At 31.5% G+C, this 26,768-nt stretch carries 27 protein-coding genes and 1 tRNA gene; 26 read left to right on the forward strand and 2 right to left on the reverse strand.

Features of this window, described 5'->3' with window-relative positions:
- Positions 1-41 precede the first annotated feature (41 nt).
- The 4 genes from tpiA to trxB are packed head-to-tail and all read left to right on the forward strand — an operon-like array spanning position 42 to position 4,184.
- Positions 42-788: a triose-phosphate isomerase gene (gene tpiA, locus SSABA_RS00695; RefSeq protein WP_025250675.1), complete on the forward strand. Its 747-nt coding sequence runs from the start codon at positions 42-44 to the stop codon at positions 786-788.
- Positions 788-1,615 carry an HAD-IIB family hydrolase gene (locus SSABA_RS00700; RefSeq protein ID WP_025250676.1) on the forward strand — a complete coding sequence of 276 codons (828 nt, stop codon included), beginning with the start codon at positions 788-790 and terminating at the stop codon, positions 1,613-1,615. The genes tpiA and SSABA_RS00700 overlap by 1 nt, the downstream gene beginning before the upstream one ends.
- 9 nt (positions 1,616-1,624) lie before the next feature.
- Positions 1,625-3,214, forward strand: a complete 1,590-nt coding sequence (gene gpmI / locus SSABA_RS00705) for a 2,3-bisphosphoglycerate-independent phosphoglycerate mutase (RefSeq protein ID WP_025250677.1) — start codon at positions 1,625-1,627, stop codon at positions 3,212-3,214.
- 49 nt (positions 3,215-3,263) lie between these two features.
- Positions 3,264-4,184 (forward strand): thioredoxin-disulfide reductase, encoded by a 921-nt coding sequence (gene trxB / locus SSABA_RS00710; RefSeq protein WP_025250678.1) that lies wholly within the window; start codon positions 3,264-3,266, stop codon positions 4,182-4,184.
- Positions 4,185-4,250: 66 nt separating this feature from the next.
- Here trxB and SSABA_RS00715 read toward each other — a convergent pair whose 3' ends face one another.
- Together SSABA_RS00715 and SSABA_RS00720 are read right to left on the reverse strand one after the other, a co-directional pair.
- Positions 4,251-4,544, reverse strand: coding sequence for a rhodanese-like domain-containing protein (locus tag SSABA_RS00715; protein WP_025250679.1), 294 nt, complete (start codon positions 4,542-4,544; stop codon positions 4,251-4,253).
- Position 4,545: 1 nt separating this feature from the next.
- Complete coding sequence (locus tag SSABA_RS00720; protein WP_025250680.1) at positions 4,546-5,502, reverse strand: NAD(P)/FAD-dependent oxidoreductase; 957 nt, start codon at positions 5,500-5,502, stop codon at positions 4,546-4,548.
- Between the two features lie 58 nt (positions 5,503-5,560).
- Between SSABA_RS00720 and tsaE the strand changes: the two genes are divergently transcribed.
- The 22 genes from tsaE to SSABA_RS00830 all read left to right on the forward strand — a co-directional run bounded on the left by tsaE (position 5,561) and on the right by SSABA_RS00830 (position 26,764).
- A complete protein-coding gene (tsaE, locus tag SSABA_RS00725) occupies positions 5,561-5,989 on the forward strand; it encodes a tRNA (adenosine(37)-N6)-threonylcarbamoyltransferase complex ATPase subunit type 1 TsaE (protein ID WP_051464670.1) in 429 nt (142 codons plus the stop codon).
- A 1-nt stretch (position 5,990) separates the two neighbouring features.
- On the forward strand, positions 5,991-6,557 hold the full coding sequence (tsaB, locus tag SSABA_RS00730) for a tRNA (adenosine(37)-N6)-threonylcarbamoyltransferase complex dimerization subunit type 1 TsaB (RefSeq protein ID WP_025250682.1): 567 nt from the start codon (positions 5,991-5,993) through the stop codon (positions 6,555-6,557).
- Between the two features lie 31 nt (positions 6,558-6,588).
- Positions 6,589-6,679 (forward strand) — tRNA-Ser (locus SSABA_RS00735).
- Between the two features lie 114 nt (positions 6,680-6,793).
- Positions 6,794-7,384: a hypothetical protein gene (locus tag SSABA_RS00740; RefSeq protein WP_025250683.1), complete on the forward strand. Its 591-nt coding sequence runs from the start codon at positions 6,794-6,796 to the stop codon at positions 7,382-7,384.
- A gap of 1 nt (position 7,385) precedes the next feature.
- Positions 7,386-8,810, forward strand: coding sequence for a proline--tRNA ligase (gene proS, locus SSABA_RS00745; protein WP_025250684.1), 1,425 nt, complete (start codon positions 7,386-7,388; stop codon positions 8,808-8,810).
- A gap of 10 nt (positions 8,811-8,820) precedes the next feature.
- Positions 8,821-9,750: an alpha/beta fold hydrolase gene (locus SSABA_RS00750; protein WP_025250685.1), complete on the forward strand. Its 930-nt coding sequence runs from the start codon at positions 8,821-8,823 to the stop codon at positions 9,748-9,750.
- A 57-nt stretch (positions 9,751-9,807) separates the two neighbouring features.
- Positions 9,808-10,248 (forward strand): hypothetical protein, encoded by a 441-nt coding sequence (locus SSABA_RS00755; RefSeq protein WP_025250686.1) that lies wholly within the window; start codon positions 9,808-9,810, stop codon positions 10,246-10,248.
- A gap of 327 nt (positions 10,249-10,575) precedes the next feature.
- Positions 10,576-11,154 (forward strand): DUF402 domain-containing protein, encoded by a 579-nt coding sequence (locus tag SSABA_RS00760; RefSeq protein ID WP_025250687.1) that lies wholly within the window; start codon positions 10,576-10,578, stop codon positions 11,152-11,154.
- Positions 11,155-11,158: 4 nt separating this feature from the next.
- Positions 11,159-12,961 carry a translation elongation factor 4 gene (lepA, locus tag SSABA_RS00765; RefSeq protein ID WP_025250688.1) on the forward strand — a complete coding sequence of 601 codons (1,803 nt, stop codon included), beginning with the start codon at positions 11,159-11,161 and terminating at the stop codon, positions 12,959-12,961.
- Positions 12,962-13,112: 151 nt separating this feature from the next.
- The gene (locus SSABA_RS00770; RefSeq protein ID WP_025250689.1) at positions 13,113-13,997 is read left to right on the forward strand and encodes an MFS transporter; all 885 of its coding nucleotides are present in this window, start codon (positions 13,113-13,115) and stop codon (positions 13,995-13,997) included.
- Entirely contained in the window at positions 13,990-14,733 is a 744-nt protein-coding gene (locus SSABA_RS00775) for a hypothetical protein (RefSeq protein WP_025250690.1), read from the forward strand. Before SSABA_RS00770 ends, SSABA_RS00775 begins: the two co-directional genes overlap by 8 nt.
- Entirely contained in the window at positions 14,720-15,406 is a 687-nt protein-coding gene (locus SSABA_RS00780; protein ID WP_038673608.1) for a YgjP family zinc-dependent metalloprotease, read from the forward strand. The genes SSABA_RS00775 and SSABA_RS00780 overlap by 14 nt, the downstream gene beginning before the upstream one ends.
- 59 nt (positions 15,407-15,465) lie before the next feature.
- Positions 15,466-16,461, forward strand: a complete 996-nt coding sequence (locus SSABA_RS00785) for a DnaJ domain-containing protein (RefSeq protein ID WP_025250692.1) — start codon at positions 15,466-15,468, stop codon at positions 16,459-16,461.
- 16 nt (positions 16,462-16,477) lie between these two features.
- Positions 16,478-17,314 (forward strand): hypothetical protein, encoded by an 837-nt coding sequence (locus tag SSABA_RS00790; RefSeq protein WP_025250693.1) that lies wholly within the window; start codon positions 16,478-16,480, stop codon positions 17,312-17,314.
- Between the two features lie 78 nt (positions 17,315-17,392).
- Positions 17,393-19,219 (forward strand): translational GTPase TypA, encoded by a 1,827-nt coding sequence (typA, locus tag SSABA_RS00795; RefSeq protein WP_025250694.1) that lies wholly within the window; start codon positions 17,393-17,395, stop codon positions 19,217-19,219.
- 185 nt (positions 19,220-19,404) lie between these two features.
- Complete coding sequence (eno, locus tag SSABA_RS00800; RefSeq protein ID WP_025250695.1) at positions 19,405-20,757, forward strand: phosphopyruvate hydratase; 1,353 nt, start codon at positions 19,405-19,407, stop codon at positions 20,755-20,757.
- Between the two features lie 81 nt (positions 20,758-20,838).
- Positions 20,839-21,741, forward strand: a complete 903-nt coding sequence (locus SSABA_RS00805; protein ID WP_025250696.1) for a phosphatase PAP2 family protein — start codon at positions 20,839-20,841, stop codon at positions 21,739-21,741.
- A gap of 2 nt (positions 21,742-21,743) precedes the next feature.
- Positions 21,744-22,193 (forward strand): Holliday junction resolvase RuvX, encoded by a 450-nt coding sequence (gene ruvX, locus SSABA_RS00810; RefSeq protein ID WP_025250697.1) that lies wholly within the window; start codon positions 21,744-21,746, stop codon positions 22,191-22,193.
- Between the two features lie 53 nt (positions 22,194-22,246).
- Complete coding sequence (hpt, locus tag SSABA_RS00815; protein ID WP_025250698.1) at positions 22,247-22,810, forward strand: hypoxanthine phosphoribosyltransferase; 564 nt, start codon at positions 22,247-22,249, stop codon at positions 22,808-22,810.
- A gap of 17 nt (positions 22,811-22,827) precedes the next feature.
- Positions 22,828-23,805 (forward strand): 6-phosphofructokinase, encoded by a 978-nt coding sequence (pfkA, locus tag SSABA_RS00820; protein WP_025250699.1) that lies wholly within the window; start codon positions 22,828-22,830, stop codon positions 23,803-23,805.
- A 26-nt stretch (positions 23,806-23,831) separates the two neighbouring features.
- A complete protein-coding gene (gene pyk / locus SSABA_RS00825) occupies positions 23,832-25,274 on the forward strand; it encodes a pyruvate kinase (RefSeq protein ID WP_025250700.1) in 1,443 nt (480 codons plus the stop codon).
- A 149-nt stretch (positions 25,275-25,423) separates the two neighbouring features.
- Positions 25,424-26,764, forward strand: coding sequence for an FAD-dependent oxidoreductase (locus SSABA_RS00830; RefSeq protein ID WP_025250701.1), 1,341 nt, complete (start codon positions 25,424-25,426; stop codon positions 26,762-26,764).
- Positions 26,765-26,768: the final 4 nt, after the last annotated feature.

The following is a 26,768-nucleotide window of genomic DNA, read 5'->3' on the forward strand; positions in this document are numbered from 1 at the left end:
AAGTGTTATAATTTTTTGGTAAGAAAAAGGAGAAACTCAAAATGAGAAAACAAATTATTATTGGTAACTGAAAGATGTATAAAACAAATTCAGAGGCACTAAATTTTATCAAAGAAGTTGATAGCAAAATTGTCAAAAACAGCAATTTAATAGCTGGAATTGGGGTTCCATTCACAGCATTAAGTGATGCTAAAAAGGCTGCAAAAAACTTAGTAATTGCCGCTGAAAATGTTCACTTCGAAAAAGAAGGGGCTTACACTGGTGAAATTTCAATCCCAATGTTAAAAGATTTAAATGTGGAATATGTTATTATTGGTCACTCTGAACGTCGCGAAATGTTTAACGAAACAGATGAAACAGTAAATAAAAAGGCTTTAGCACTATTAGCAAATAATATGATTCCAGTTTTATGTTGTGGAGAAAGTTTAGAAATTTTTGAAGCTAAAAAAACTAAGGAATGAGTAGAAAACCAAATCACTAAAGGATTTAATCAAATCAGCGCAGCAGATGCAAAAAAAGTAGTGATAGCCTATGAGCCAATTTGAGCAATCGGAACTGGGAAAGTTGCGACCCCAGAAATCGCCCAAGAAATTTGTAAAATAGTTCGTGAAAAAATTGCTTCATTATACAACCAAGATGTTGCAAATGAAATTTTAATTCAATACGGGGGAAGTGTAAAACCTGAAAATATCAAAGAAATTTTAAACCAAGCAGATATCGATGGAGCACTTGTTGGGGGAGCTTCTCTAATTCCTGATTCATACCTTGGATTAGTAAACTTTAAATAATGAAAGATATAAAATTACTTGCACTTGATATGGACGGAACTGCCTACGACCCAATGGGGGAAGTTGTTCCAGAAAATCGAGAAGCAATTTTAAAATTAATAAAAAAAGATTTTCCGGTTGTCTTTATAACAGGAAGACCAGTAAATGCGCCCAAAAATAAATTTATTGAAAACAACTTTGTATCAAAATATTCAGTAATGGGAGCATTTAACGGTGCTTGCATCTATGACTTAAAAACTAACAAAATCTTAGATGCAAAGCCAATTTCCAAAGAAATTGTCAATCAAGTATTTAGTTTAACAAAAAAAGATAATTTTAAAAATGTTATTATTTGAGGATATAGCACTGATTTTAATGAAGTTATAATTAATAATTTAGCATCAAATGCAAGTGAAATTATAAAAGAACAATCTTTTTTCGAAGGTAAGTTTGTGGAGTTTGAAACTTTAACAGCACCATATCAATTAGATTGTTACAAACTTTTAATTTTTAATTTCACTAGCGAGTTTATTAATGAATTAAAAAAAATTGGTTTGGAAACAGCACCAAATATTTTAGGAACAGCATGCGAAGTGACGGCAGCAAATATTAATAAAAAATATGCCATTCAATTTATAGAAAAAACTTGAAATATTAATGCAGAAGAAATTATGGCGATGGGTGATGGGACAAACGATATTCCAATGATGGATTATGTTGGGTTCCCTGTCTCTTTTAACAACTGTGTTTCAAAAATTAAACACATTGCTAAAGCGCATGTCGATTTAGACTGATCACAAGGTGCCGTGGCACAAGCAATTAGTAAATATATATTAAAAGATAAATAGGAGATAAAAATGAAAACTAAACAACCAGTACTACTTGCCATTTTAGATGGCTGAGGAATTGCCCCAGGAAATGCCGGCAATGCTGTTGCACAAGCAAATATGGAATTTGTGGAATCATTAAAAAAAGATTATCCATGAGTTGCAGCTCATGCAAGTGGAGAATGAGTTGGACTCCCAGATGGTCAAATGGGAAACTCAGAAGTTGGTCATATCCATTTAGGATCTGGAAGAATTAAATATGAATCTTTAACTTTAATTAATCAAGCAATTAAAAATAAATCGTTTTCTAAAAACGAGGAAATTTTGGCAGCAATTAATTTTGCTAAAAAAAATAATGGAGCTTTCCATATTATGGGACTATATTCTGATGGTGGTGTTCATGCCCACATGAGTCATATGTTGGCAGCTTTTGAAACTGCAGCCAATTCTGGATTAAAAGAAATTTATGTTCACTTATTTTCTGATGGTCGTGACACAAAACCAATGGTTCTAGAAACTTATTTAAATGCTTTAGAATCGCTGTTTGCAAAATATAAAGTCGGAATGATTGGTTCAATCAGCGGGCGTTTTTTTGCAATGGATCGAGACAAGCGTTTAGAAAGAACGGCGCAAGCTTATGAAACCTTATTTACTCATAATGGAGCTAATAGTTTTACAGACGCAAGATCTTATATTCAAGAACAATATAATCTGGGCAAAGATGATGAAGCCATTATTCCAGCATTCAACAAAAATGCTGCTAACGGTTTTATTAAAAAAGGTGATGGTGTTTTATTTGCTAACTTCCGTCCTGACCGCGCAATTCAACTAGCAGCCACAATCACAAATGAAAATTATCTTGCATGAAAAGATGAGGCCTTTAAAAATTTACAATTTATTGGTCAAGATATTTATTTTGTATCAATGATGGAATACTCAGAGGTTGTTAAGTCTCCCAAAGTTGCATTCAAGTCAATTGAAGTTGTAAATGGATTGGGAGAATGGTTGAGTAAAAAGGGATATCGTCAATTGAGAATTGCTGAAACTGAAAAAATTGCTCACGTAACATTTTTCTTTGATGGAGGAAAAGATTACTTCAAAAATGGTTTAGCTACCCAAGCAGAAATTCAACTAGCTGGAGCTAGTGCTGACTTAATTGCTTCGCCCAAAGTTGCCACTTATGATTTAAAACCAGAAATGAGCGCAAAAGAAATAACTGATAAATTAGTTGAAGAAATTGCTAAAAATGAATTTGATGTAATAATCCTAAACTATGCCAACTGTGATATGGTTGGTCATACAGGAATTTTAGAATCAACAGTTGTGGCTGTTAAAACACTAGACGAACAATTAAAACGTGTTCATGAAGCACTAGAAAAAGTAAATGGTGTAATGATAATAACAGCCGATCATGGTAACGCCGAAGTTATGATTGATGCAGAAGGTGGACCTAATAAAAAACACACTAGCCAACTTGTACCAATAATTATTACCAAAAAAGGCCTAGCTCTAAAACAAAAAGATCCAGCGATTGCAGATATCGCTCCAACTATTCTTGATTTATTGGGGGAAGAAGCCCCAGCAGAAATGACACAAAGTAGTTTAATTCTAAAAAAATAATTATACAAAGATTTTAAAAGTCTTGTATTTTTAAAAAGGGGAAATTTTTATGAAAACAGATTATGAAATACTAATCATCGGTGGTGGTCCGGGAGGAATTACTGCCGGAGTTTATTGCGCCCGAGCTGGTCTAAAAACAGCAATTGTTGAACGTGAAGTCCCTGGGGGGAAAGTAAACAAAACTGCGGAAATCGAGAACTACCCAGGCTTTACTTCAATTTTAGGACCCGACCTAGCGGTTAACCTTTTTTCTCAAGCTCAAGCAGTTGGAGCCAATTTTATTTTTGACGAGGTTATTAAAATCAACCAAAGAGAGGATAAGTTATTTGACGTCCATCTTAAATCAAAAATTCTAATTGTCAAAGCGGTTATTATTGCAACCGGAACCAAGGAACGAAAATTAGGAGTACCTGGGGAAGATAAGCTTTATGGTCGAGGAGTTTCTTACTGTGCTGTATGTGATGGAGCCTTTTTTAAGGAGAAACCTTTAATTGTTGTTGGAGGAGGGCTAGCAGCGATTGAAGAATCACTGTATTTAACAAAATTTGCTAGCAAAGTCACACTGATTCATCGCCGTGAAGAATTTCGTGCCGCAGAGCCAGTTGTAAATAAAACCCGAAGCCATCCAAAAGTTGAATTTATGCTCAACTATGTTGTTGAGGAAATCATTGGGGAGACAACCGTTCAAGCTGTTGTTGTAAAAAATCTTAAAACCAATGTTACAGAAAAAATTGAAGTTGCTGGGATTTTTCCACTAATTGGGAGTGATCCGATTACAGATTTTGTAAAAGAGCTGCCAATTTTAAATGAAACCAACAATATCATAACTGATGTAGAAATGAAAACTTCAATCAGCGGACTGTTCGCGGTGGGGGATGTTAGAAATACACCTCTAAAACAAATTGCAACAGCTGTTGGTGATGGAGCGATTGCAGCTCAAAAAGCAATTGATTACTGTGATAACTTTTAATAATTTTTAAATCCAAAAAATGTCATCACTATTAAGTGATGACATTTTTTGTATTGTACTAATAAATTATTTTTTTTGATTGCGCAAATGCAACATCCCACCATTAATGCTAATAACATTTGTAAAGCCTTGGTTTTGCAATGCTTTAGCTGCTGTTTCAGAACGGCGACCACTTTTACAAATTAGTGCCAATTTTTTTGAATACTCTAGATTAAATCCTTTAGGATTTGAAACTAGACTAGGTATTGAAATATTAATAGCTTCCTCTAATTTTGGAATTTCGCGAAATTCAGCAGGCTCACGAATATCCACAATTTGATAGCCTTCGCCAATTAATTGGTCAATAATTTTGTAACCCATATTATCAACCCTTATTTGCAATCTTCTTGTTATTTAAAATCAAATCAATGCGGCTCAGCCCAACAACTGCCTCTTGAAATCCAAATATTAAGTTTCTTTTTTTTGTTGGATAAAAAATTGCATCTCCGGCTGCAAAAACTCCGGCTAAACTAGTTTGCATGTTTTCATCAACAGCAATTTTTTTCAATTCATTGCGTTTAACTTCAAGTCCCGAAATTGGGTGTGGCTTAATTGTTGCTCCGAATTGAACAATAATTTCATCAACTAAAATTTCTTTCTTGGATTTTCCGTTAAAAATAGTGATGCTTTTAATTAAATTATCTTCGGCTTTTTTAATTTCACAAAACTCATAAGGAGTTAAAATTTCAACATTATCTTTTATTGAATCAATAGGACTTCTAAATTCATTTCGACGATGAATTAATGTGACTTTAGCTGTTTGACTCAATGTCTTTGCTCAGTCAATTGCAGAGTCTCCTCCCCCAAATATTGCAACTTTTTTATTTTCAAAATTTTCTTTATTATTTACAACGTAATGAACGTTAGCCCAGTTATTTTCTGTAAGTCGAACTGCCTGGTATTCTCCTAACCCTTCGCAAATAATTATTGACTTATAAGTTTTTTGAGTTTTATCACTAAACTTCACTAAATAGTGAAAATTAAAATCAGTTTCTACTTTTATAGCAATTACCTCAATAATTGACACAGCGGTTTTCAAATTTATTTTTGAAGTCTCAACTTGAGCGTCTTGTAAAAGGTTTTGAACAAAATCTTTAGCTTGAATGGCACTGATACCTGGAAGATTATAAATTAACTTTTCGGGATAAGCTAAGTTTGCTTGGCCGCCAACCTCAAAATTTGCCTCAATTATTGTACCGCTTAGTTCAAGACTGTTAGCTATTTTTCAAGTATACAATCCAGTTGCCCCAGCCCCGATAATTAATAAATCTTTAATCATTTAAATCATTCCTTTCCAAAATTATAGCATATTGATATAATAAGATAAGGTGAAAAAAATGAAAATAACTAAAATAACTGATTGGAATAATATTATAAGTGACCTAATTTTAAGAGTCAAACCCAATTTTTATTTATTGCTTACAGGAGATTTGGGGGCTGGCAAAACTACATTTACCAAATTACTTTTAAAACAACTTGGAGTCCAAGATGTTGTAGTATCACCAACCTTTCAAATTTTAAAGCAGTATAAAATATCAAATAATCTCAATATTAATCATATGGATGCTTACCGTTTGAGTGAAAGCGACGATATTGAGATGTATCTTGAACAATTTGAAAATAGTTTTAATATAATTGAGTGACCGTCTCATTTAGCGCTTGATTATAGTAACTTGCAGGGTTATCATTTAGATATTAAGTTAATTAGCGAAGAAATCCGAGAGGTTTTGATTAATACAAATTTAAGTCAAATAAAAGGAGAATAAAATGAAATTATTTATTGATACTTGTAATAACAATCTGATTCTAATTTTATTTAGTGATAAAAAAATTGTTGACAAAGTTGTAATTTTACAGCAAAATCGAATCTCAGACATTTTTAAAAATCATCTACAAGAACTTTTAGATCGCAATAGTTTGCAGTTAAAAGAAATTTCAGAGCTCTATGTTACAAAAGGTCCAGGTAGTTATACTGGGGTTAGAATTGGCTTGACAATTGCCAAAACCCTTTTTACTATTAGTAAAACAATTGCAATTTATACAATTTCAAGTCTAAAATTTCAAGCAGGATTAGAAAATGTTGTTTCAATTATAGATGCTCGTTCAAATAAATCATATTTGGGGATTTATCAAGCCGGTTTAATAGAAATTGAGGACCAACTTTTACCAAACGAAACCGTTGAAGAAATAATTAAAAATTTCACTAATTATAAGATTGTAAAAGATCAGGTTGCCATTGATTATTGCAAAAATTTGCTAGATTTACTGAATTCGTTTGATAGAGTTCAAGAAAGTTCAGAATTAAATCCAAACTATATAAAAAATTTTATTTAATCCAAAAAACAATGTATAATAATATTTGTATGGATTGATACTCAAGTTGGTGAAGAGGGCACCCTGCTAAGGTGTTAGGCCGGGCAACTGGCGCGAGAGTTCGAGTCTCTCTCAATCCGCCATTTTAAAAAAATGACAACTGCTTAATTAGCAGTTTTTTATTTTTTAAAATGCTCTTCAAAACCCGTGAGAGTTTAGAAAATTTGTTATAATTATTAAATAGCTGAGGTGAATTTATGGCAAAAACAAAAGACAAGGTAATTGTAAAAGACTTAGCAACAACCGCCCCTAAAAAAAGTATTTTTGGTAAAATTTTTGCAAAGCATTCTCAAAGAAAAATGATTTTAAATCATATGAGTGAAAATAACATCAAAAACTTTTTGTTTTACACTAACGTCCAAAATATATTATTAATTTTAGAGAATGGGATTAAACTTGTTTCGAACCAAAATTTGAAAAAAGGTGAAGAATACACCGTTTGAACATATTTGGAAAATAACAACACGATTGGTCTTGAATATGATTCCTCAACTAGAGCCCATTTTTGGAAATGAGCTATTGAGGCCGGTTTAAATATCGAAGAAGTGGCTGTAATTGGAATCAATCCACAAATTTTATCACAAACTACTCAAAAAGATTGAGCAGCAGATAAGGCAACTAACATTGTTTATATTTATGAAAATATAGATATTAAGGCAATTGAATGAATCATGGTTAAGGATCGCAAGAATTTAGAACGTATTAAAACTATTGTAGAAAGCAATGATTTAAATATTAATGTTTATTACGGTGAAAAAGGAAATATTAAAGAAGAGGTAAAAAAATAATATGGCGCAACAATTAAAAAACATAACAAAGAGATCAGATGATTTTTCACAATGATACACAGATGTTGTTAGAAATTCAGGACTAGTTGAGTATGGACCTGCAAAAGGAACAATGATAATTAAACCTTATGGATTTGCAATTTGAGAGTTATTACAAGAAAGATTTAATAAAGAATTCAAGAAACTAGATGTTGAAAATGTTTATTTTCCGTTATTAATTCCAGCATCGCTTTTTAATAAAGAAAAAGAACATATTGAAGGTTTTGCCCCAGAAGTTTTCACTGTTACTAAAATAGGAAATAAAATTTTGGAAGAAGAACTTTATATTCGTCCAACTAGTGAAGTTTTACTTGCGACACATTTTTCAAAAGAAGTTAAATCCTATCGTGACTTACCGTTGATTTATAATCAGTGAGTAAATGTTCTTCGTGGAGAAAAAACAACAAGGCCATTTTTGAGAACAAGCGAATTTTTATGACAAGAGGGCCATACTCTTCATGAGTCTGAACAAGAAGCTGTCAAGATAACTAATGAAATTTTGGGTGTATATCAAAAAGTTGCCAAGGAATTATTTTTGCTACCAGTTATTGCTGGGGAAAAAACAGCACACGAAAGATTTGCTGGAGCATCTAAAACAATGACAATTGAAAGTTTAATGAGTGACGGTCATGCTTTGCAATGCGCAACAAGTCATTATTTAGGTGACAAATTTTCATCAGCTTTTGATATTAAATTTCAGGGTCGTGATTCACAATGACACCTAGGATATTCAACTAGTTGAGGAATTTCAACTAGAATTATCGGGGCAATTATTATGACCCATTCTGATGATAATGGACTTGTATTGCCAAGTGGAATTGCCCCAATTCAAGTTCAAATTATTGAGGTGAAAGAAACCGAAAACGTTACTAATGCATCGCAATTAATGTTAAAAAATCTAAAAAGCAAATTTCGAGTAAAGGTTGATAATTCCGATAAGTCATTTGGTTTCAAAATGAGTGAAGCTGAAATTAAAGGGATTCCAATTAGAATTGAGGTTGGACCACGAGATTTAGAAAATAATAATGTGGTGATTTCAAGAAGAGATAACCGCGAAAAAGTTATCGTACCAATTGAAGATGTTGAAAAAACCATCATTAAAATGATGAGCGAATATGACAAAAATATTTATAATTTAGCACTAGAAAATACTAAAAACCGCACTTGAAAAGCAGAAACTATTGAAGAATATATTGCGATTTTGAGCAAAGAACAAGGATTTGTCTTAGTGCCATTTTGTGGAGAAATAAGTTGTGAAGCGGATGTTAAAGAAAAAACCCAAACAACTTCTCGTTGTATTCCCAACGATGTTAAGCAAGTTAAGGGTAAGTGTTTTAATTGTGGAAAAGATTCACAATTAAGAGTCTATTTTGCTCGCTCATACTAAGGAGAAAAACATGAAAGAATTTAAATTAACAATGCGTGATAATAAAATTATTCATATGACAACATGAGATGATGTCAAGAAGCCTGTTGGGGTCCTGCAATTGGTCCACGGTTCTTGTGAAGAAGCATCGCGTTATGATGAATTTGCTAAGTTTTTAAATAAAAATGGCTTTATCGTTGTTGCAGATGACCACCGTGGTCATGGACACACTGCAAATATCGAAGAAAACGAATTGGGCTGGTTTGCTGATGAAAATGGTTGAGAAATGATCATTGATGATTTAAAAGAAGTTAATGACTATATTAAAAAAACCTATCCAAGCCTGCCGGTTTCCATTTTCGGTCACTCAATGGGAAGTTTTATGGTTCGTCACTATTTGATAAAATTTGGAAACACCGTTAATGCGGCGATTATTTGCGGAACTGCTGAACACAGTGCAATATCACTTAAATTAGGAATTTTACTAGCTTCAAAATATCAAAAAAAACATGGAGCAAAAGAAGTTCCTGAAAAAATTTGGAAACTAAGCTATAAGGCTCTAAACAAAAGGTATAGTAAAGATCCAAATGAAACTGGTTTTGAGTGAATGAATGATAATCCTGAGGAAATTGAGAAATTTATTAATAATCCTCGTGTTGGGCAAAAGTTTAGCAGTAGTGCATTTAAAGATATGTTTACGGGATTACTTTTTATTAGAAAGAAATCAAACTATACCAAAACTCCCAAAAATTTACCGCTATTTTTTATTGCTGGTTTAGATGATCCAGTGGGACAATATGGTAAGTCAGTTTATAAGGTTAGAAATAAATACAAAAAATCCAAATATAAAACAGCTCTAAAGTTATATCCAAAACTTAGACACGAGATTCTTTTAGAGAAAGAAGAATATCGCCAAATCGTTAGTGAAGATATTCTAAAATTTTTAAATTCAAGTTTATAAAAAAGCTTTAAAAGTAGTGTAATTTTTATTATATAATTGCCAATAAGGAGTTTTTTTATGAAAGAAAAATATTATAAAATTGCAAGAGGTTTCAACCTTGCATATATTATTATTACATCTGTTTCATTAATCATTTTAGCAATTATTTTTATTACATCTTTAGTTTTAAGTCCTGTCAATATTTCAGAATACAATTTGATGGCTTTGATCATTCAAGTTTCTTCGCTAATTGGGATTGCAATTTTGTTAATTATTCCAATCATTGGAGAAGTTATTATTAAAAGACAAATTAAAAATAGCGACGATAAACCACATACAACTTTAGCGTTCTTTATGATTTTCTTTATTCCGTTATTTGGTTTTTTTTCAGGACTTATGATCTTAATTGCGGATACTAATAATAACATTGAAAACAATTCCCCTAAAAAAGAAAAATACAAAAATAGCGAACCTAAAAAATCTAAAAAGGAATCAGATTTTGTAGACTTAGTAATGTAATTTAATATTTCAATTAAAGCGCTTCTAATTAAAGGAAGTGCTTTTTTATTTTAAGGAATTCCAGAAAATCGCACAAAAAATGTTAATATTTAACTCGTATGAAATTATTAATATTTTAGAAACTAATATTTTAATTAACTAAGTTATATTCTCAATCGCTCAGCAAATCGTAGTAAAATTCAATTTATTTTGAATAATTTTTGTTTATTTTCACATTAACTATTTATAAGAAAATAAATAAGTTATAATTAAATTGTATTCGGTTAACCGATTTAAGGTAAAAATTATCAGCATTTAAATACAAATAGAATCACGGGAGGTTTTTTTATGGAAAATCTAAAGAAAGGTGATTTTGTTCTTGTTCATGCGTATAAACATAACGGAAGCGTCTATCGATCTTGAGAAAGGTCTATTGTTTTTGAGAACAACAGCGACAACCTAATTTTAATTAATGAAGAAGTTGTTGTTACAGAATTAAACGGAAGAAAATGAAAGACAAATGAGCCCGCAATTTGATTTTTTTCAAAAAAAGATTGATATAATGTTATTTGTATGTTTAAAGAATGGGGCATAAATTACTACTGTAATATGGCATCACCATATATAATCGAAGACAAAACAATAAAGTATGTAGATTATGATTTAGATATTAAAGTTTTCAATGATAATAGTTTTAGAATTTTAGACTTAAAAGATTTTAATCGCAATCGCATCAATTTTAGTTATTCTCAAGAGATAATTAATCGAATTTGATCTGAAATAGAAACTTTGAAAGAAAAAATTAGACAAAAAGAAGGTTGTTTCAACCACGACTTAGTTAAAAGCCACTGAAAAGAGTTTGTAGAACAAATTAAACCAAAAATTGTAAAATTGGAAACAGAAACAGAAACAGAAATAGGAGAATAGTCTAATGGACAAATCAAAAATTAGAAATTTTAGTATAATTGCCCATATTGATCACGGAAAATCAACTTTAGCTGATCGAATCTTAGAAATGACTCACACCGTTGAAAAGCGCGATATGCAAGCCCAGCTATTAGATTCGATGGACATTGAGCGTGAACGCGGAATTACAATAAAATTGAACTCTGTCCAACTAAAATATAAATCAAAAAGTGGTGAAGAATATATCTTTCATTTAATTGACACCCCAGGTCATGTTGATTTTACATATGAAGTTTCTCGAAGTTTGGCTGCGTGTGAGGGTGCTATTTTAGTCGTCGATGCCAGTCAGGGAGTTGAGGCCCAAACTCTAGCAAATGTTTATTTGGCTCTTGATAATGATTTGGAAATAATCCCAGTAATAAATAAAGTTGATTTACCAGCAGCAGATGTTGAGCGAGTGAAATCTGAAATTGAAAATCTAATTGGTTTAGACACAACAGAAGCACCACTGATTTCTGCAAAAACAGGTTTAAATGTTGAAGATGTTCTAGAGGCAATTGTAAATAAAATTCCTCCCCCAAAAGGAGCAGACGATTCCCAACCGCTAAGAGCTCTAGTTTTTGATTCTTACTATGACAAGTATCGAGGAGTTATGGTTTCAGTAAGGATAAAAGAAGGAACTGTTAAAGTCGGTCAAAAAATTAAAATGATGGCATCGCAGGCGGTTTATGAAGTTACAGAGTTGGGAATTAAAAACCCCTTAGAAGTAAAACGAGATTCACTTGAAGCAGGGGAAGTTGGGTGAATTGCTGCTAGCATCAAAAATATTAAAGATATTCATGTTGGTGATACAATTACAACAGAAAAAAATGGAGCTACAGAATCATTACCAGGTTACAAAAAAATGAACCCCACTGTTTATTGTGGAATTTATACAGTAGATAATGCCAGATATAAGGATTTAAAAGATGCTTTAGAGAAAGTTAATTTAAGTGATGCAGCATTAGTTTATGAACCAGAGTCTTCACAATCGCTTGGATTTGGTTTTCGCTGTGGATTTTTGGGGTTATTGCATATGGATGTGATTCAAGAGCGTTTGGAGCGCGAATACGATCTCACATTAATCGCCACTGCCCCATCAGTTATTTACAAAGTATTTTTAACAAATAAAGAAATGATTGAAATTGATAACCCGGCAAATTTACCCGATGTTCAAAAGATTGACCACATTGAAGAACCGTTTGTGAATGTGAAAATCATGACTCCAGAAAAATTTTTAGGGGACTTAATGGAATTATGTCAGAACAAGCGAGGCATTTACAAAAACTTAGAATATATTGATGATACTCGTCGAACCCTAACATATGATATGCCTTTAAATGAAATTATCTTTGATTTTTTTAATAAATTGAAATCAATTTCTAAAGGATATGCATCTTTTGATTATGACCTTATTGGTTATCAAACTAGCAAACTTGTTAAGATGGATATTTTACTTAATGGAGAAGTTGTAGACGCCCTAAGTTTAATTGTTCATAAAGACTTCGCTTATGCAAGAGGAAAAGTCTTGACAGAAAAACTAAAAGAAATTATCCCGCGACAAAATTTTGAGGTTCCAATTCAGGCCGCTATTGGTAGCAAAGTGATTTCTCGTGAAACAATAAAAGCAATGCGAAAAAATGTTTTAGCCAAATGTTATGGTGGGGACATTTCAAGAAAGAAAAAACTTTTAGAGAAACAAAAAGAGGGTAAGAAACGAATGAAATCAATTGGTTCTGTTGAAGTACCACAAGAAGCATTTATTGCAGTATTAAAACTAGATGATTAATAACGCTTTAAAAATAATAATTCGAACAGGATTATTATTTTTTATTTATTAAGTTCACAGCTTTGATAACTTGCAATTTTAAACCCGCTATTTAATGGTAATATAGTAAATATTTGATTATAATTAAAAATATAACAAAATGGAGGACGATATGAAAAAACTAATTTATTTAAATTTAATAAGTTTATTTTTAGCTGTTTTTTCAATGGCTTTTATTGCGCCGTTTATGTATTTTAGCAAGACAATCGATGGGAAAATTTTAATTTTTACAAAAAATGTATACACTCTGTCAGAAATCGGTTTAGGACTAACTTTTTTTGCATTTGGAATTGGTGCTCTATTTGCCAAAAACCGAATTCTCAAAGTAATTGCGTTAAGCCTATCAATATTTACTTGTTTGGTGTTCGTTTTTATAGCTGGTTATGGAATGTCGGGTTTGTTTGCAATTGAAAAAATTCATGTTTTTAAAATAATAATACCAGTCTTTTTTATCTCGCTATTTTTTATTGGACTGTTGTTTTCTCAAACCCCAAATCACTTGCAAAATCTGGTTTTACAAAATAAAAGTGAAGAAGCCACTGATCAAATAACTGACGTCTTGGTCAAAGACGATTTGAAGATTAAAATTTCAAAGCTAAAAACCAATTTATCTAAACCATCTTTTGAAATTTTGCAAGAAATAGATTCGACAGGGAGTTTTTCGGGAATAGATATTCAAAAAATTATTGGAATAGATGAAAACATCGGTGAATCAAATGATGAAAGTTCAAAAGGGCCTGAAGATTTAAAAATCATTAATCCAAATTCTGAAAATTTTGTTAAAAAAAATTCACAATCTCCTGAAAAAATTAGTGATTCTGATGGTAAAGACAGCAATAAAAATAAAAAAATTATTCAAGAACATAATTATGATTTTATTGATTTAACAGAATTATCTTTTGAAAAAAATAAGGAAAAAGACGATTTTGAAATTATCACTCCAAGGAGACTAGACGGTAAGAATGAAACAGAATTAAAAAAGGACTTAAATGAGTAAAAAGATTAAAGTTTTAAATAATGAATTCAGTAAAGAAACCAATCCGTTACATCCAGGAGCTGTCTCTTTTAGTTTTTTTCTAAGAATTACAGCTTTTTTCATTTGCATGACTTATTTTGTTGTCTTGTTAATTGTATTAATTAGCGATGTTTTGACGAAAGATATTATAATTTTTTTATATTATTACTTTTTAGAATTAATTGGTTTAGCAACCGATAACATTTCCTATAATGTTTATTTAATATGTTGACAAGTTATATTTCCAATATTATTCGCCTTATCTCTGGGATTACTATATTTATTGCCAATTATCATTTCCAAATCTCGTGGCTTTAGAATTTTTATTGGAATTTCATCAATGATTTTAGCAATTTCACTCCTAACCATAACTATATTATTTGTTGAATTTAAAGATCTTTGAAATGATATTGAATTTGAAAATTCTAGCACGGCGATTTTAAGAGATTCAATTGTTGGGAATCTTAAATACAATTCATTTTTAATTATTTTTCTATTAGCTGCAAACTCAAGCATTATCGCGATAAGCATTTTTTTATTTATTGAGGCAAGCCTGGCTAAAAAAGGCTTAGTAGATTTAAAAGTTTTAACTTTTAACAAATTTAAGAACAGACATCTAATTATAAAGTTTCTCGAAGGTGATGAAACGTTTGTGGAAAACAAAAATCCCAAAAAAACAAAGCCCCGAAGCGAGGATTCTGAAAATGACTTGAATTAAAAAGAAATTACAGTATCAAGGCAATTTAGTTGAGTATAATTTAAGAATTGCAGATCAAAAAAATATAATCTTAAAAGTTAAAGAGGGCAATATTTTTGTATCTGCACCCCATAGAGCAGCTGATTGGGAAATCAATAATTTGATTTACAAAAATTTAAAAAAAATTCAAGCAGTACAATCAACTTTTACAACTATACAAAAAATATCATTTAAAAACGATGATAGTTTTGTAAAGATTTTTGATAAAAAAATTAAACTTCACATTACTGAAGAAAACATTCATACGACGGCAAAACCCGAAGGAATCTTTATGAAAAATTACCAAAATCATGAAAATCAAACACAAAAGTTGTATGCTTTTTTGGGAAAGTATTATTATAACTGATTTGAAAAACGATTAAGCCATTGAGCAGAAATTATGAATTTGACTTATAAAAATCTCTCAATGCAAAATATGAAAACCCGTTGAGGGGTTTGTTACCCAGAAAGAGAAAAAATAGTTTTAAATACGAAACTAATTCATTTTTTACCAGATGTAATAGATTATGTCATTGTACACGAATTAAGTCATTTGGTTCACAAAAACCACTCTAAAGATTTTTGGTGAAATGTCGAAAAATTTTTACCAAACTATAAAGATAAGGCACTAGTATTAAAACAATCAGGAATTTAAAAGATAAATTTGTTTAAATTTTTTTTAAAGTTTATAATATTAGGAAATGAGGTGTTAAAATGGGATGGAAAAATAACTATAAAAAAGCCTTTAAAAATAAGTTAAAAAATAGCAAATCTGTCAATATTAGTTATTTTGAGCCGCTCCCATACTTCATATTGTGAGAGCGCGAGCACAAACAAGTTAACGAGTGAAACGAAGAGACTTTAATGCGAGAAATTAAACTCTATCAAACCAAAATCTTAAGTTTTAAAACAATTCATCAAATTCCAGAGGAATTTAATGAACAAGTTGAAGTTAAATTTATGGAAGATGAAATCGTGGAGAAATTCACAGGCCTGCCAGCTATTTCTAATTTCCAAGCAACTTACAATTATTTTTTAAAAAAAATGGGCAAATATAAGGCTTTAGTAATGTTGTTTAGTATTACAAAGTTTACTTATTACACCACTTCTAAATTTTGACAAATTTATATGAATAGTTTTTCAAGTTATGATGTAGAAAAAACAAATTTTAAGAGAATATTTTTAGTAATGCGTCGGACAAGTTTTGAGTCTATTGAAAATCTTTTAAAAAAGTTAATTATTTTAGTTGGTAAAAATGAAATAGATCAATACCGCCACCATATGTTAATTGAGGAAATTATTGAAGGGGGAGAAGACCTAACCTTTCACTGAGCAAGAATGCTTGAGCAAATAATTGAATCTAGTTTTGAAAGTATTAGTTTTGAAAGTAGATATGGAAAACCCTACGAAGGCTATTCCCAGGATGAAACCCTTGATAGCCCCTTTGGAGACCCAGATCAAGACAACTTTGATAAATTCTTTGAACAAACTCACACCTTGGTTATCAATGATGAAGTCAATGAAGCATTTAATTTTTTTGGTTTAACTAAAATGACTGAACCCAGTGATTTTAAAAAAACTTATCGCCATTTTGCAAAAAAATTTCACCCGGATGTCAATTCAAATGAATCATCGGCTTCAGAAATGAAGAAAATCAACATTTATAAACAAATTATTGAAGATTACTTTGATAGATATAATATAACATAATTGAAAGGAAGCAATCATGGATAAACGAACTTGAAAAGACTATGAAAAAATAGTTGAGAAAATAATGGATGAGGAGATGTTGTTACTAAAACTTTCTCCTGAGTTTTATGAATTTCCAATAACAAAAAGTATTATCAAATTTTGGCAAAAAACTCCAGATGTCTTTAAGTTCCAAAAATTTCTAGAGAAGAAAATGACCGAACTAAGTCAAGAAGCAGACTCAGAAGTTGAAGATTTAGACGATTTCAGTGAAATTATTTTTATACGAATAATGGCTCTAACTACAACTATGACCGTGGTAATCAAAAATTTTAATCAAAAAACAGATCTTTTTTGAAAGAAAAGATTTAAGGAAATTAACAATGCAGATCATAATTTTTTAATTCATTTAGTGCCAAGAATTGTTGGAAACCATTATCTACAAAATTTTGAATTTGAAATAAGAAATTTAATAATTCCTGAGAGTTTAAGCAGTTTTGGGAATAGAGTTTTAAATCGAATTACCAAAATTTCTCAAGAAGACAATATTGAAAACTTTTTTGAACAACTTTATGAATTGCAAGAGTCATTTGAAGACATGTTAGAAAGCGTCAGCCAAACAGAAGTTGATATTTCAGATCAAGAATTAAATGAAGCAGGTTTATTTTTTAACTGAAGTATGTATGTAGAGGCTAGTTTATATTTTCTGCTGCTTATCCACGAAAATCTTCTAGCAATTGAAGAAGAAAATACAAAACTTTTAATTCAAGAAGAAAAGTATCATATGATTAATAGAGAAGAAAAGATTAGTGAATTAAAGTTTATCAACAACGAAATGAATTATAATGAAGATTATAGTAAATTAAAAAATTAGACCACTTTTACACAATTTTTTTGCTATTTATGCCGCAAATTGGTATCATTAATCTTGTGTATTATTAGGAGAAGAAAAATGTCAAATCAAAAAATTATTAATATTGCCGTGATTGCCCACGTTGATGCAGGAAAATCTACACTTGTAGACGCTTTTTTGTCACAATCGGGAGTATTTCGCGCAAACGAAGAAGTTAAAGAACAAGTAATGGATAGTAATGATCAAGAAAGAGAACGTGGAATCACAATTTATTCAAAAAATTGCGCCATCGAATATAAAGGAATCAAAATTAATATCGTAGATACTCCGGGCCATGCTGATTTTTCATCAGAGGTTGAGAGAATTATGAAAACTGTTGATACAGTAATCCTTTTGGTTGATTCATCAGAGGGACCAATGCCTCAAACTCGTTTTGTATTATCAAAAGCTTTAGATTTAGGATTAAAACCAATTTTGTTAATCAATAAAATTGATAAAAAAGATCAAAGAGCCCTTGAAGTTGTCGACGAAGTATTAGAACTGTTTATGGAACTGAATGCAAACGATGAACAACTAGAGTTTAAAACTTTATTTGGAATTGCTAAACGTGGAATTGCACAAAAAACAATTGACGAAGAGGGCAAAGACTTATCACCGCTATTTGATACAATTATCGATCAAGTTGGAACCTACCCAGAAGATTTAATAAATAACACAACAAGAATGCAAGTATCATCTCTTGCATATGATTCTTTTATTGGTCGTTTGGGAATTGGAAGAATTTTTGAGGGTACTTTAAAAGAGGGTCAAACGATTTCAAACTCTCGAAATGACGGAACTGTGACAAAAGGTAAAATTGGTGGAATTTTTGTGTATCAAGGATTAAATCGTGTTGCTGTTAAAGAAGCTGTTGCTGGAGACATTGTTGTAATTTCAGGTTTAAGTGATGTTTCAATTGGAGACACAATTTGTGATCAAAACGATGTAAGACCAATGCCAACAATTACAATTGAAGAACCAACAATGAGTATGAACATTTTGGTAAATACCTCACCATTTGCTGGCCGTGTTGGAAAGTTTGTTACAACAAGAAATATTAAAGAACGTTTAGATAAAGAGCTTGAAGTAAACGTTGGATTGAAAGTTGAAAAACTATCAGATTCATCAGCTGATGGTTTTAAAGTTCTTGGTCGTGGAGAGTTGCACTTATCGGTTTTAATTGAATCAATGCGTCGTGAAGGGTTTGAACTTGGAGTTTCAAAACCAGAAGTTGTTATGCACAAAAATGATGCAGGAGAACTTTTAGAACCAATGGAAAAAGTAATTATTAGTGTGCCAACAGAATACTCTGGAACAGTAATTAATAAATTAAATCTAAGAAAAGGTCTAATGATGGACATGGACTCAGATGGAATTCGTGATAAAGTTATTTACAATGTCCCAATGCGTGGATTAATTGGATTCAGAAGTGAATTCACCAACGATACCCACGGTGAGGGAATAATGGTTAGAAGCGCAAATGGCTTTGAAGCTTATAAAGGCAAAATTGACGGCCGCGCAAATGGGGTTTTAGTTTCAATGGCCAATGGAGTAACACTACCTTATGCACTAGCAAACTTAGAAGATCGTGGGAAATTATTTGTTGGTCCGCAGACTGAAGTATATGAAGGAATGATCGTAGGACTACATTCTCGAAATAATGATTTGGATGTTAACCCAACAACAGGAAAAAAATTAACAAACACTCGTTCTTCAGGAACTGATGAGTCAAGTCGTCTAACACCGTTTACAAAATTTTCTTTAGAAGAGTCACTTGAGTTTATTGAGTGAGATGAGTTGGTTGAGGTAACACCAAACGACATTAGATTGCGTAAAAAATGATTAACAATCAATGATCGTAAACTACATCGAAATGATAAATTTTAAACTTATTTAAATTTTTAAAAAGAATCCCAAAGGGATTCTTTTTTTGTAAATATCGCAACTCTAAATAATTTAGTATTGAAATACGGAAATTTTTTTCATTTTAAGGAATTATAAAGCGATTATTTTCTCATTAATTTTGTTTGGAATTGTAATATAATAGTTTTGTAGAGAAAGAGGAATACATAATGTCAAAAATTATAAATGTAAAAGGTCGCGAAGTATTAGATTCTCGTGGAATGCCTACAGTTCAAGTTGAAGTTTGAACAGAATTTGGAGCTTATGGATCAGCAATGGTACCTTCAGGTGCCTCAACAGGTTCAAGAGAAGCTTTAGAATTAAGAGATGGAGATAAAGCACGTTTTGGTGGTAAGGGAGTTTTAAAAGCCGTTAATAATGTTAACACCAAAATTGCTTCATTAGTTATTGGAATGGAAGTTACAGATCAAGTTGCAATTGATACTGCAATGATTAAACTTGATGGAACTGATTTCAAAAAAAATCTTGGAGCAAACGCTATGCTTGGGGTTTCATTGGCAATTGCTCGTGCAGCTGCAGCAGAATTAGAAGTACCATTATATAGATATATTGGTGGAACTAACGGACGTCGTCTTCCAGTTCCAATGTTAAACATTATAAATGGAGGAGAGCATGCAGATTCTGCAATTGATTTCCAAGAATTTATGATTATGCCAGTTGGTGCAACATCAATTAAAGAAGCTTTAAGATGATCTTCTGAAATTTTTCAAGCATTGAAAAAAATCTTACATGATAAAGGTGATATTACAGCCGTTGGTGATGAAGGTGGATTCGCTCCTCACTTCAATTGAGCCTATAAGGATCAAAAACTAGAAACTTTCCAAAAAAACACTCCAGCTGAAGTTGCGTTAGACTTAATCGTTGAAGCAATTGGAGCAGCTGGTTATAAAACTGGTGAAGCCGGAGTTATGATCGCAATGGATTGTGCAAATAGTGAATTATATAAAGAAGATAAAAAATACCACTTTAAGAAAATTGAAAAAGTGACAGGAAAAGACTGAGCACTGACAACAGCTGAAATGAATGCGTACTTGGCAAAACTTGTTAAAAAATACCCAATTATTTCAATTGAAGATGGTCTAGCAGAATCTGACTGAGAAGGATTTATCGAACAAGTTAAATTACTTGGAGATAAAGTTCAAATCGTTGGAGATGACTTATTTGTTACAAACCCAAAAATTACTGCCGAAGGAATTGCTAGAAAAGCTGCAAACTCAGTATTGATTAAACTAAACCAAATTGGTACTTTAACTGAAACAATCGAAACAATTCAAATGGCTCAAAAAGCTGGATGAACAACAGTAACTTCACACCGTTCAGGGGAAACTGAAGACTCATTTATTGCTGACTTAGCTGTTGCTTTAAATACTGGTCAAATTAAAACTGGATCAATGTCAAGAAGTGATAGAATTGCTAAATACAACCGTTTATTAACAATTGAAGATGAACTAGGTGATTCAGCAATTTATGATGGATTAAAATCTTTCTACAACGTTAGATAATTTAGAAACTAAAATCAATTTATTTAATAAATTGATTTTTTATTTATTTACTCTATGAGATAATTACAAAAGAGGTAATTAATGGAAAAGATAAATAAAAATTTAAAAATTACCTGCTTAGTATCTTTGTTTTTAATGTTTTTTTTAATAGGCACATTCAATGACTTGCAAATTAGCATTACGTTGTCTAATTGAACCGAAAAAAGCGCCATACTAAGCTTTGTTGCTAAATTAATGAGCAACTTAGGAGATTTGGGCCTTTATTTAATTTTATTAATGTTCGCAGCGGTTTTAATCAACTGGATCGTTTATAGTTTTTTTCAAAAAAAATGACACTGACTAATTTTTGTTTTTCAAATTTTATTATTCATTATTTACATTGCGACCTTAACTAATAGAATTTGATTATTCAACAATCTTAGTTCTGATTCTGATTCAAATTTTTATTATTATGGTTCTTTAGTTATTAATGCTGTTTTAGGACTAACTGCTCAAATTCTGGTGATTATAAAAATAAATAACCAAGCAATTGCTAAAACTTATTTGGTTCCAGTAGTTAAAAGCATTATTTTTATTGCTATGTTATTTGGAGTTATTTTAGTTATGAAGTATGCTTTTGGAAGACCAAGATTTATAGATTTACAACCCGACTTTTATGATTATCGACCTTGATTTGCAAATATCTTTTCCTCGCAAAATCGAGGCACAAGTTTTCCTTCGGGACATATGGGGGTTGTAACTGCTTATCTATCTTTAATTTGATTTTTGGAACCATTAAAAATCAAAAAAGTTTTCACAAAAAATTTTTTACTTGTGATCTACTGAGTTGTTATTTTCTTAATGGCAACAGCTCGTATTGGAATTAAAGCTCATTATTTCACGGATGTCTTAACTACCCCAGCAATTGGTTTATTAATGATTACAGCAGTTGAAAAAATTGAAAATGTTTTTTGAAATTTTAAAGTAAGCAGAAAGGGAAAATAAGTATGGAAAAATATATTGGACTAGATTTGGGTTCAAAAACTATTGGAGTGGCAATTTCAAGTGGAATTATTGCAAATCCTCTAGGAACTATTCGCTTTGAAGAATATGATTTTGAAACCGCCGCAAACATGCTCCATAAATACTTGGAAGAAAATCAAATTTCAATAATTGTAATCGGTTATCCGATAAATATGAACAATAGTATTGGTCATCGAGCAGAGATGGTAGATTACTTTATTGAGGTTTTAACAACTATTTTCCCAAAGTGAAATTCAACAAATGTAGTGAGAGTTGATGAGCGCTTAACAACAAGAATGGCAAAAGCCATAATGATTAAAGCTGACTTATCTAGAAAAAAACAAAAAGAAAATAAGGATGGCCTAGCGGCACAATTGATATTGGAAACTTATTTAACTCAAATTGCTAATAAAAATTTGAAAAACCCCCAATAATTTTGTATACTCAATTATATATAACTTTGAAGTGAAATAAATAGGAGATAATAATGCACCCATTAATAAAAAATGTTCTTTTAAATAAAGAAGAAATCAACAAGAGAACAAACCAAGTAGCGTTAGAAATCGAAGAGTATTATAAAAAGATAATTCCAAACGAAGAGCCAATTGTTTTAGTGGGTTTTTTAAAAGGTTGCGTCCCTTTTATGGGAAAATTTTTAGAAAACTTTAGTCTAAGTTGTCAAACGGAATATATGCTGATATCTTCATATGGATCAAACATTAAAAGTTCGGGAAAACCAGAAATTTTATTAGATTTAAAGATTCCGATTGAAAACCGACATATTTTAATTGTTGAAGATGTCATTGACACCGGTATTACTTTGGACTTTATGGTTGATTATTTTAAAATGCAAAAACCAAAATCAATTAAAATAGTAACAATGCTTGATAAAGTTAATTCTCACAAGGTTGATATAAAAGCTGACTGGAAGTGCTTTGATGTTGGTGATGATTTTTTAGTAGGAATGGGATTAGATGTCAATGAGAGGTTTAGAAACCTCCCCTATATCGGTGTAATCGATACAGAGAAATTAAAAAATTGAAAATGGTAAGTTAAAGGAGTAAAAAAATGATAAAAAAAATTGGTGTATTAACATCTGGGGGCGATGCTCCGGGAATGAACGCAGCAGTTGGTGCTGTAATCAAAACAGCGATTGCAAATAAAATCACACCTTTTATTGTAAAGGATGGTTATAAAGGGCTAGTTAATAACTGAATTGAAGAGGTAAATGAAACTTTTGCCAACGATATTATCTCTCGAGGAGGAACTGTTATTGGAAGTGCTCGACTACCTGAATTTAAGGATATCGAGGTTCGTAAAAAAGCGGTTAAAAATTTACAAAATTTAGGCATTGAAGCCTTGGTTGTAATTGGGGGAGATGGTAGTTATCAGGGAGCCCAAAAACTAACTGAAATGGGAATCAACTGTATAGGATTGCCTGACACAATTGATAACGATATTGTCTCATCAGATTATACAATTGGTTTTGACACCGCTTTAAATACTGTTGTTGAAGCAATTGATAAAATTCGTGATACAGCTCAGTCACATAATCGCTGTATGGTTATTGAAATCATGGGTAACGCTTGTGGTGATTTAACATTATTTGCCGCAGTTGCTACTGGAGCTGAAGTAATTTCGGTTCCTGAATCAAAATTATCAGAGGAAGAAATCTGTAACCAAGTTAGCAAACTTGCCAAAGATAATCGTCGTAGTGTGATTGTAGCAATTTCTGAAAAAATATATCCAAGCGCAGAAGAACTTGCTAAAAAAATTCAAAAAGCATCAGGTTATGATTCAAGAGCCACAGTGTTGGGACATATTCAAAGGGGAGGTAGCCCAACAGCTATGGATCGATATTTATCAGTAACAGCAGGAATTTTCGCGGTTGAACAATTGATTGCTGGAAAAGGTGGACTATACATTGGTTTGGATAAAAACGAACTGGTGGCCCGTGATATTGATAAAACCTTAAATATGGAACGCAAGGATGTATCAAAATTGATTTCTAAGATAAGAGAAATTAATGCTAATATCAAAAAGTAGCATAAGAAAAGAACAGAGGCATAAAGATGAAGATTTATAATTTAGAAAATAAAATTAAACGTACCAAAATAATTACAACAATTGGACCAAGTACTCACAAAAAGGAAGACATTAAGGAGTTATTTGAGAACGGAATGAATACAATCCGTTTAAACTTCTCACATGGAAACTTTGAAGAACACGGAGAACGTCTAAAAGGAGTTGCAGAAATTCGCAAGGAAATCAACAAACCAATTTCAATTTTACTAGACACAAAAGGACCAGAAATTCGCATTGGACAAATGAAAGACGGCAAACAAGAAATTAAAGCTGGTAGTGAAGTTACAATTTATACTAACCCTCAAGACTTCGTGAGTCGTCAATGTTCAGCCACAGAACTACAAATGTCATATGACATGAGTAAAGATGTTAAGGTCGGAGATACAGTATTAGTTGATGATGGAAAACTAACAATGCATGTGACAGCTGTTGACAGCAAAAAAATGATCGTTAAAGTTAAAGCCTTTAACCACCACTTAGTAAAAACTAACAAACGTGTTAACTTACCAGGAGTTGATTTCACCCTACCATTTTTAGCAGAAAAAGATTACAACGATATTAAATTTGGAATTGAACACAATATTGATTATATCGCAGCAAGTTTTGTTAACTCTGCAGACAATGTTAATGAGATTCGCAAAATTTTAGTCGAAAATAAAGCCGGTCACATTCAAATTATTTCAAAAATTGAATCACAATTGGGAATTGATAATATTGATGCTATTATTGATGCTGGAGACGGAATTATGGTTGCTCGTGGAGACTTAGGACTAGAAATTCCTTATTACGAAGTTCCGTATTGAGAAAAACAAATTATTCGCAAATGTCGTGAAAAAGGAAAAATTGTTATTGTTGCTACTCAAATGCTAGAATCAATGACAGATAACCCAGCCCCAACTCGTGCTGAGGTTACTGATGTTTACTGAGCAACAGAGTTGGGAGCCGACGCAACAATGCTATCAGGAGAATCAGCAGCGGGAACTTACCCATTTATCACCACTCAAACAATGGCAACAATTAACAAACGTGCGGAAATTGAGTTTTATGAAAAACTTTACTATGAAAAACAATTAGCTGATGCGAGAAAAAACACAACAGGCCCACGTGCTAAAATTGCAGATCAGTTAGCAGAGCGATCAAAAACTGGAGATTATGAATTTGCAATTGTACTTTCACGAACAGGGGAGCTACTAAAAACTATTTCAAAATTCCGTCCCAATGTCACAATTTTGGGAGTTAGTGCTGATCCAAAATTATATAACGCGTTTGGATCATGACATTCAATTTTTATGAACCAATGTAAAGATTTTGATGCTATTTCAAAAAATGAAGCAGAGTTATCAAAAATTGCTAAGTCTTGAGGAGCGAAGGTTAACGAGAAAGTTCTTGTTGTTCGTAACGAAGATATTAGTGAAATTATTGTTAAATAGTTTACAAAAAAATAACCAGAGTCAGGCTTTAATCTTAGCCCAAGCTTTGGTTTTTTTGTAAATAATTTAGTAAACTCACTTTTTATTAAAAATTTATCTTTAACTAATATGATAAAATAATTGTATATTTATTTAAAGGAGTCGATTTTATGAGAGTTGTTGTAATTGGTGGTGCAGCAATGGGAATGGGTGTTGTTGCCAAACTAATGCGACTTGATCCAACCATTGAGATTGTGGTCTTTCAAAAAAATGACTATGTTTCTTTAGGGGCTTGTGGGATTCCATATTTTATTGGTAATAAATTTTCTGACTCAAATATCATGCTTGCAAGAAAAGTTAGTGACTTTGAAAATAACAAGGTTAAAGTTTTCACAAATACAATTGTTGAAAAAATTGATTTTGAAAAAAAACAAGTTTTTGGGAAAAATAATTTGCGAACAATTGCTGAAAATTATGATAAGTTAGTAATCGCAACTGGAGGAACACCAATCACTCCCGATGTTATTTCACAAAAATATGAAAACTGTTACACTGTTAACTCCAAAGAGGATGCTGAAGAAATTAAAAGAGCTTTACCACTAGCGAAAAACATCGTTATAATTGGGGCGGGTTTAATTGGTCTTGAAGTGGCTGAAAATATTTCACACTCTACTAGTGCTCAGATTTCAATTATTGAAAAAGGTCAGCGACCATTGGCGAATTTATTTGATTCTGAGTTTACTGATCTGATTGAGGACGAGTTACAAAAAAACCAAGTTAATTTAATAAAAAATAGCGAAGTAATAGAAATAAAAACAATTAAAAATAAAATTAGCGAAGTTATTTTAAAAGACAATACAAAGTTAAAATGCGACTTATTAATCTGTTCAATTGGGATTAGACCTAATACCGATTTCTTAATTGGAAGCGAACTAAAATTAAATAATCGCAATGCAATTATTATAGATAAAACCGGTTTAACTAATTTAGCTGATGTCTATTCTGGGGGAGATTGTGTTCAAACTTTTGGACGAACATATGACAATCCAACTTATACACCCCTAGCAACAGTTGCTTCAAAGCACGCCACAATTGTCGCAGAAAATATCTGTGGTGCCAAAAAAGAATTTTCAGGAACTTTAAATACAGCAATAGTTAAGGTTTTTGCTTTAGAACTAGCCCGAACCGGAGATAATTTACAGTTTTTAGAAAATAATAAAGTAAGTTATCAAGAAGTTTTTATCAAAGATAAAGACCATACCAACTATTTACCAGGGCAAGAAAATCTTTATCTAAAGATTTATAAAGATAAACAAAAAAACACTTTGATCAATGCCCAGATGGCAGGATATAATAATGCAGTTTTAAGAATTCATAGTCTAATTAGTTTAATTTGAACGCAGACAAATTTAACTTCAGGAATTAATGAAATTGATTTACCTTATGCTCCCCCATTTAGTCGAACCAAAGATATTATAAACATTGCCTTGGGCAAAATAGCAGAAAAATAGAATA

The sequence above is a fragment of the Spiroplasma sabaudiense Ar-1343 genome, from assembly GCF_000565215.1.
Taxonomy (GTDB): Bacteria; Bacillota_I; Bacilli_A; order Mycoplasmatales; family Mycoplasmataceae; genus Spiroplasma_B; species Spiroplasma_B sabaudiense.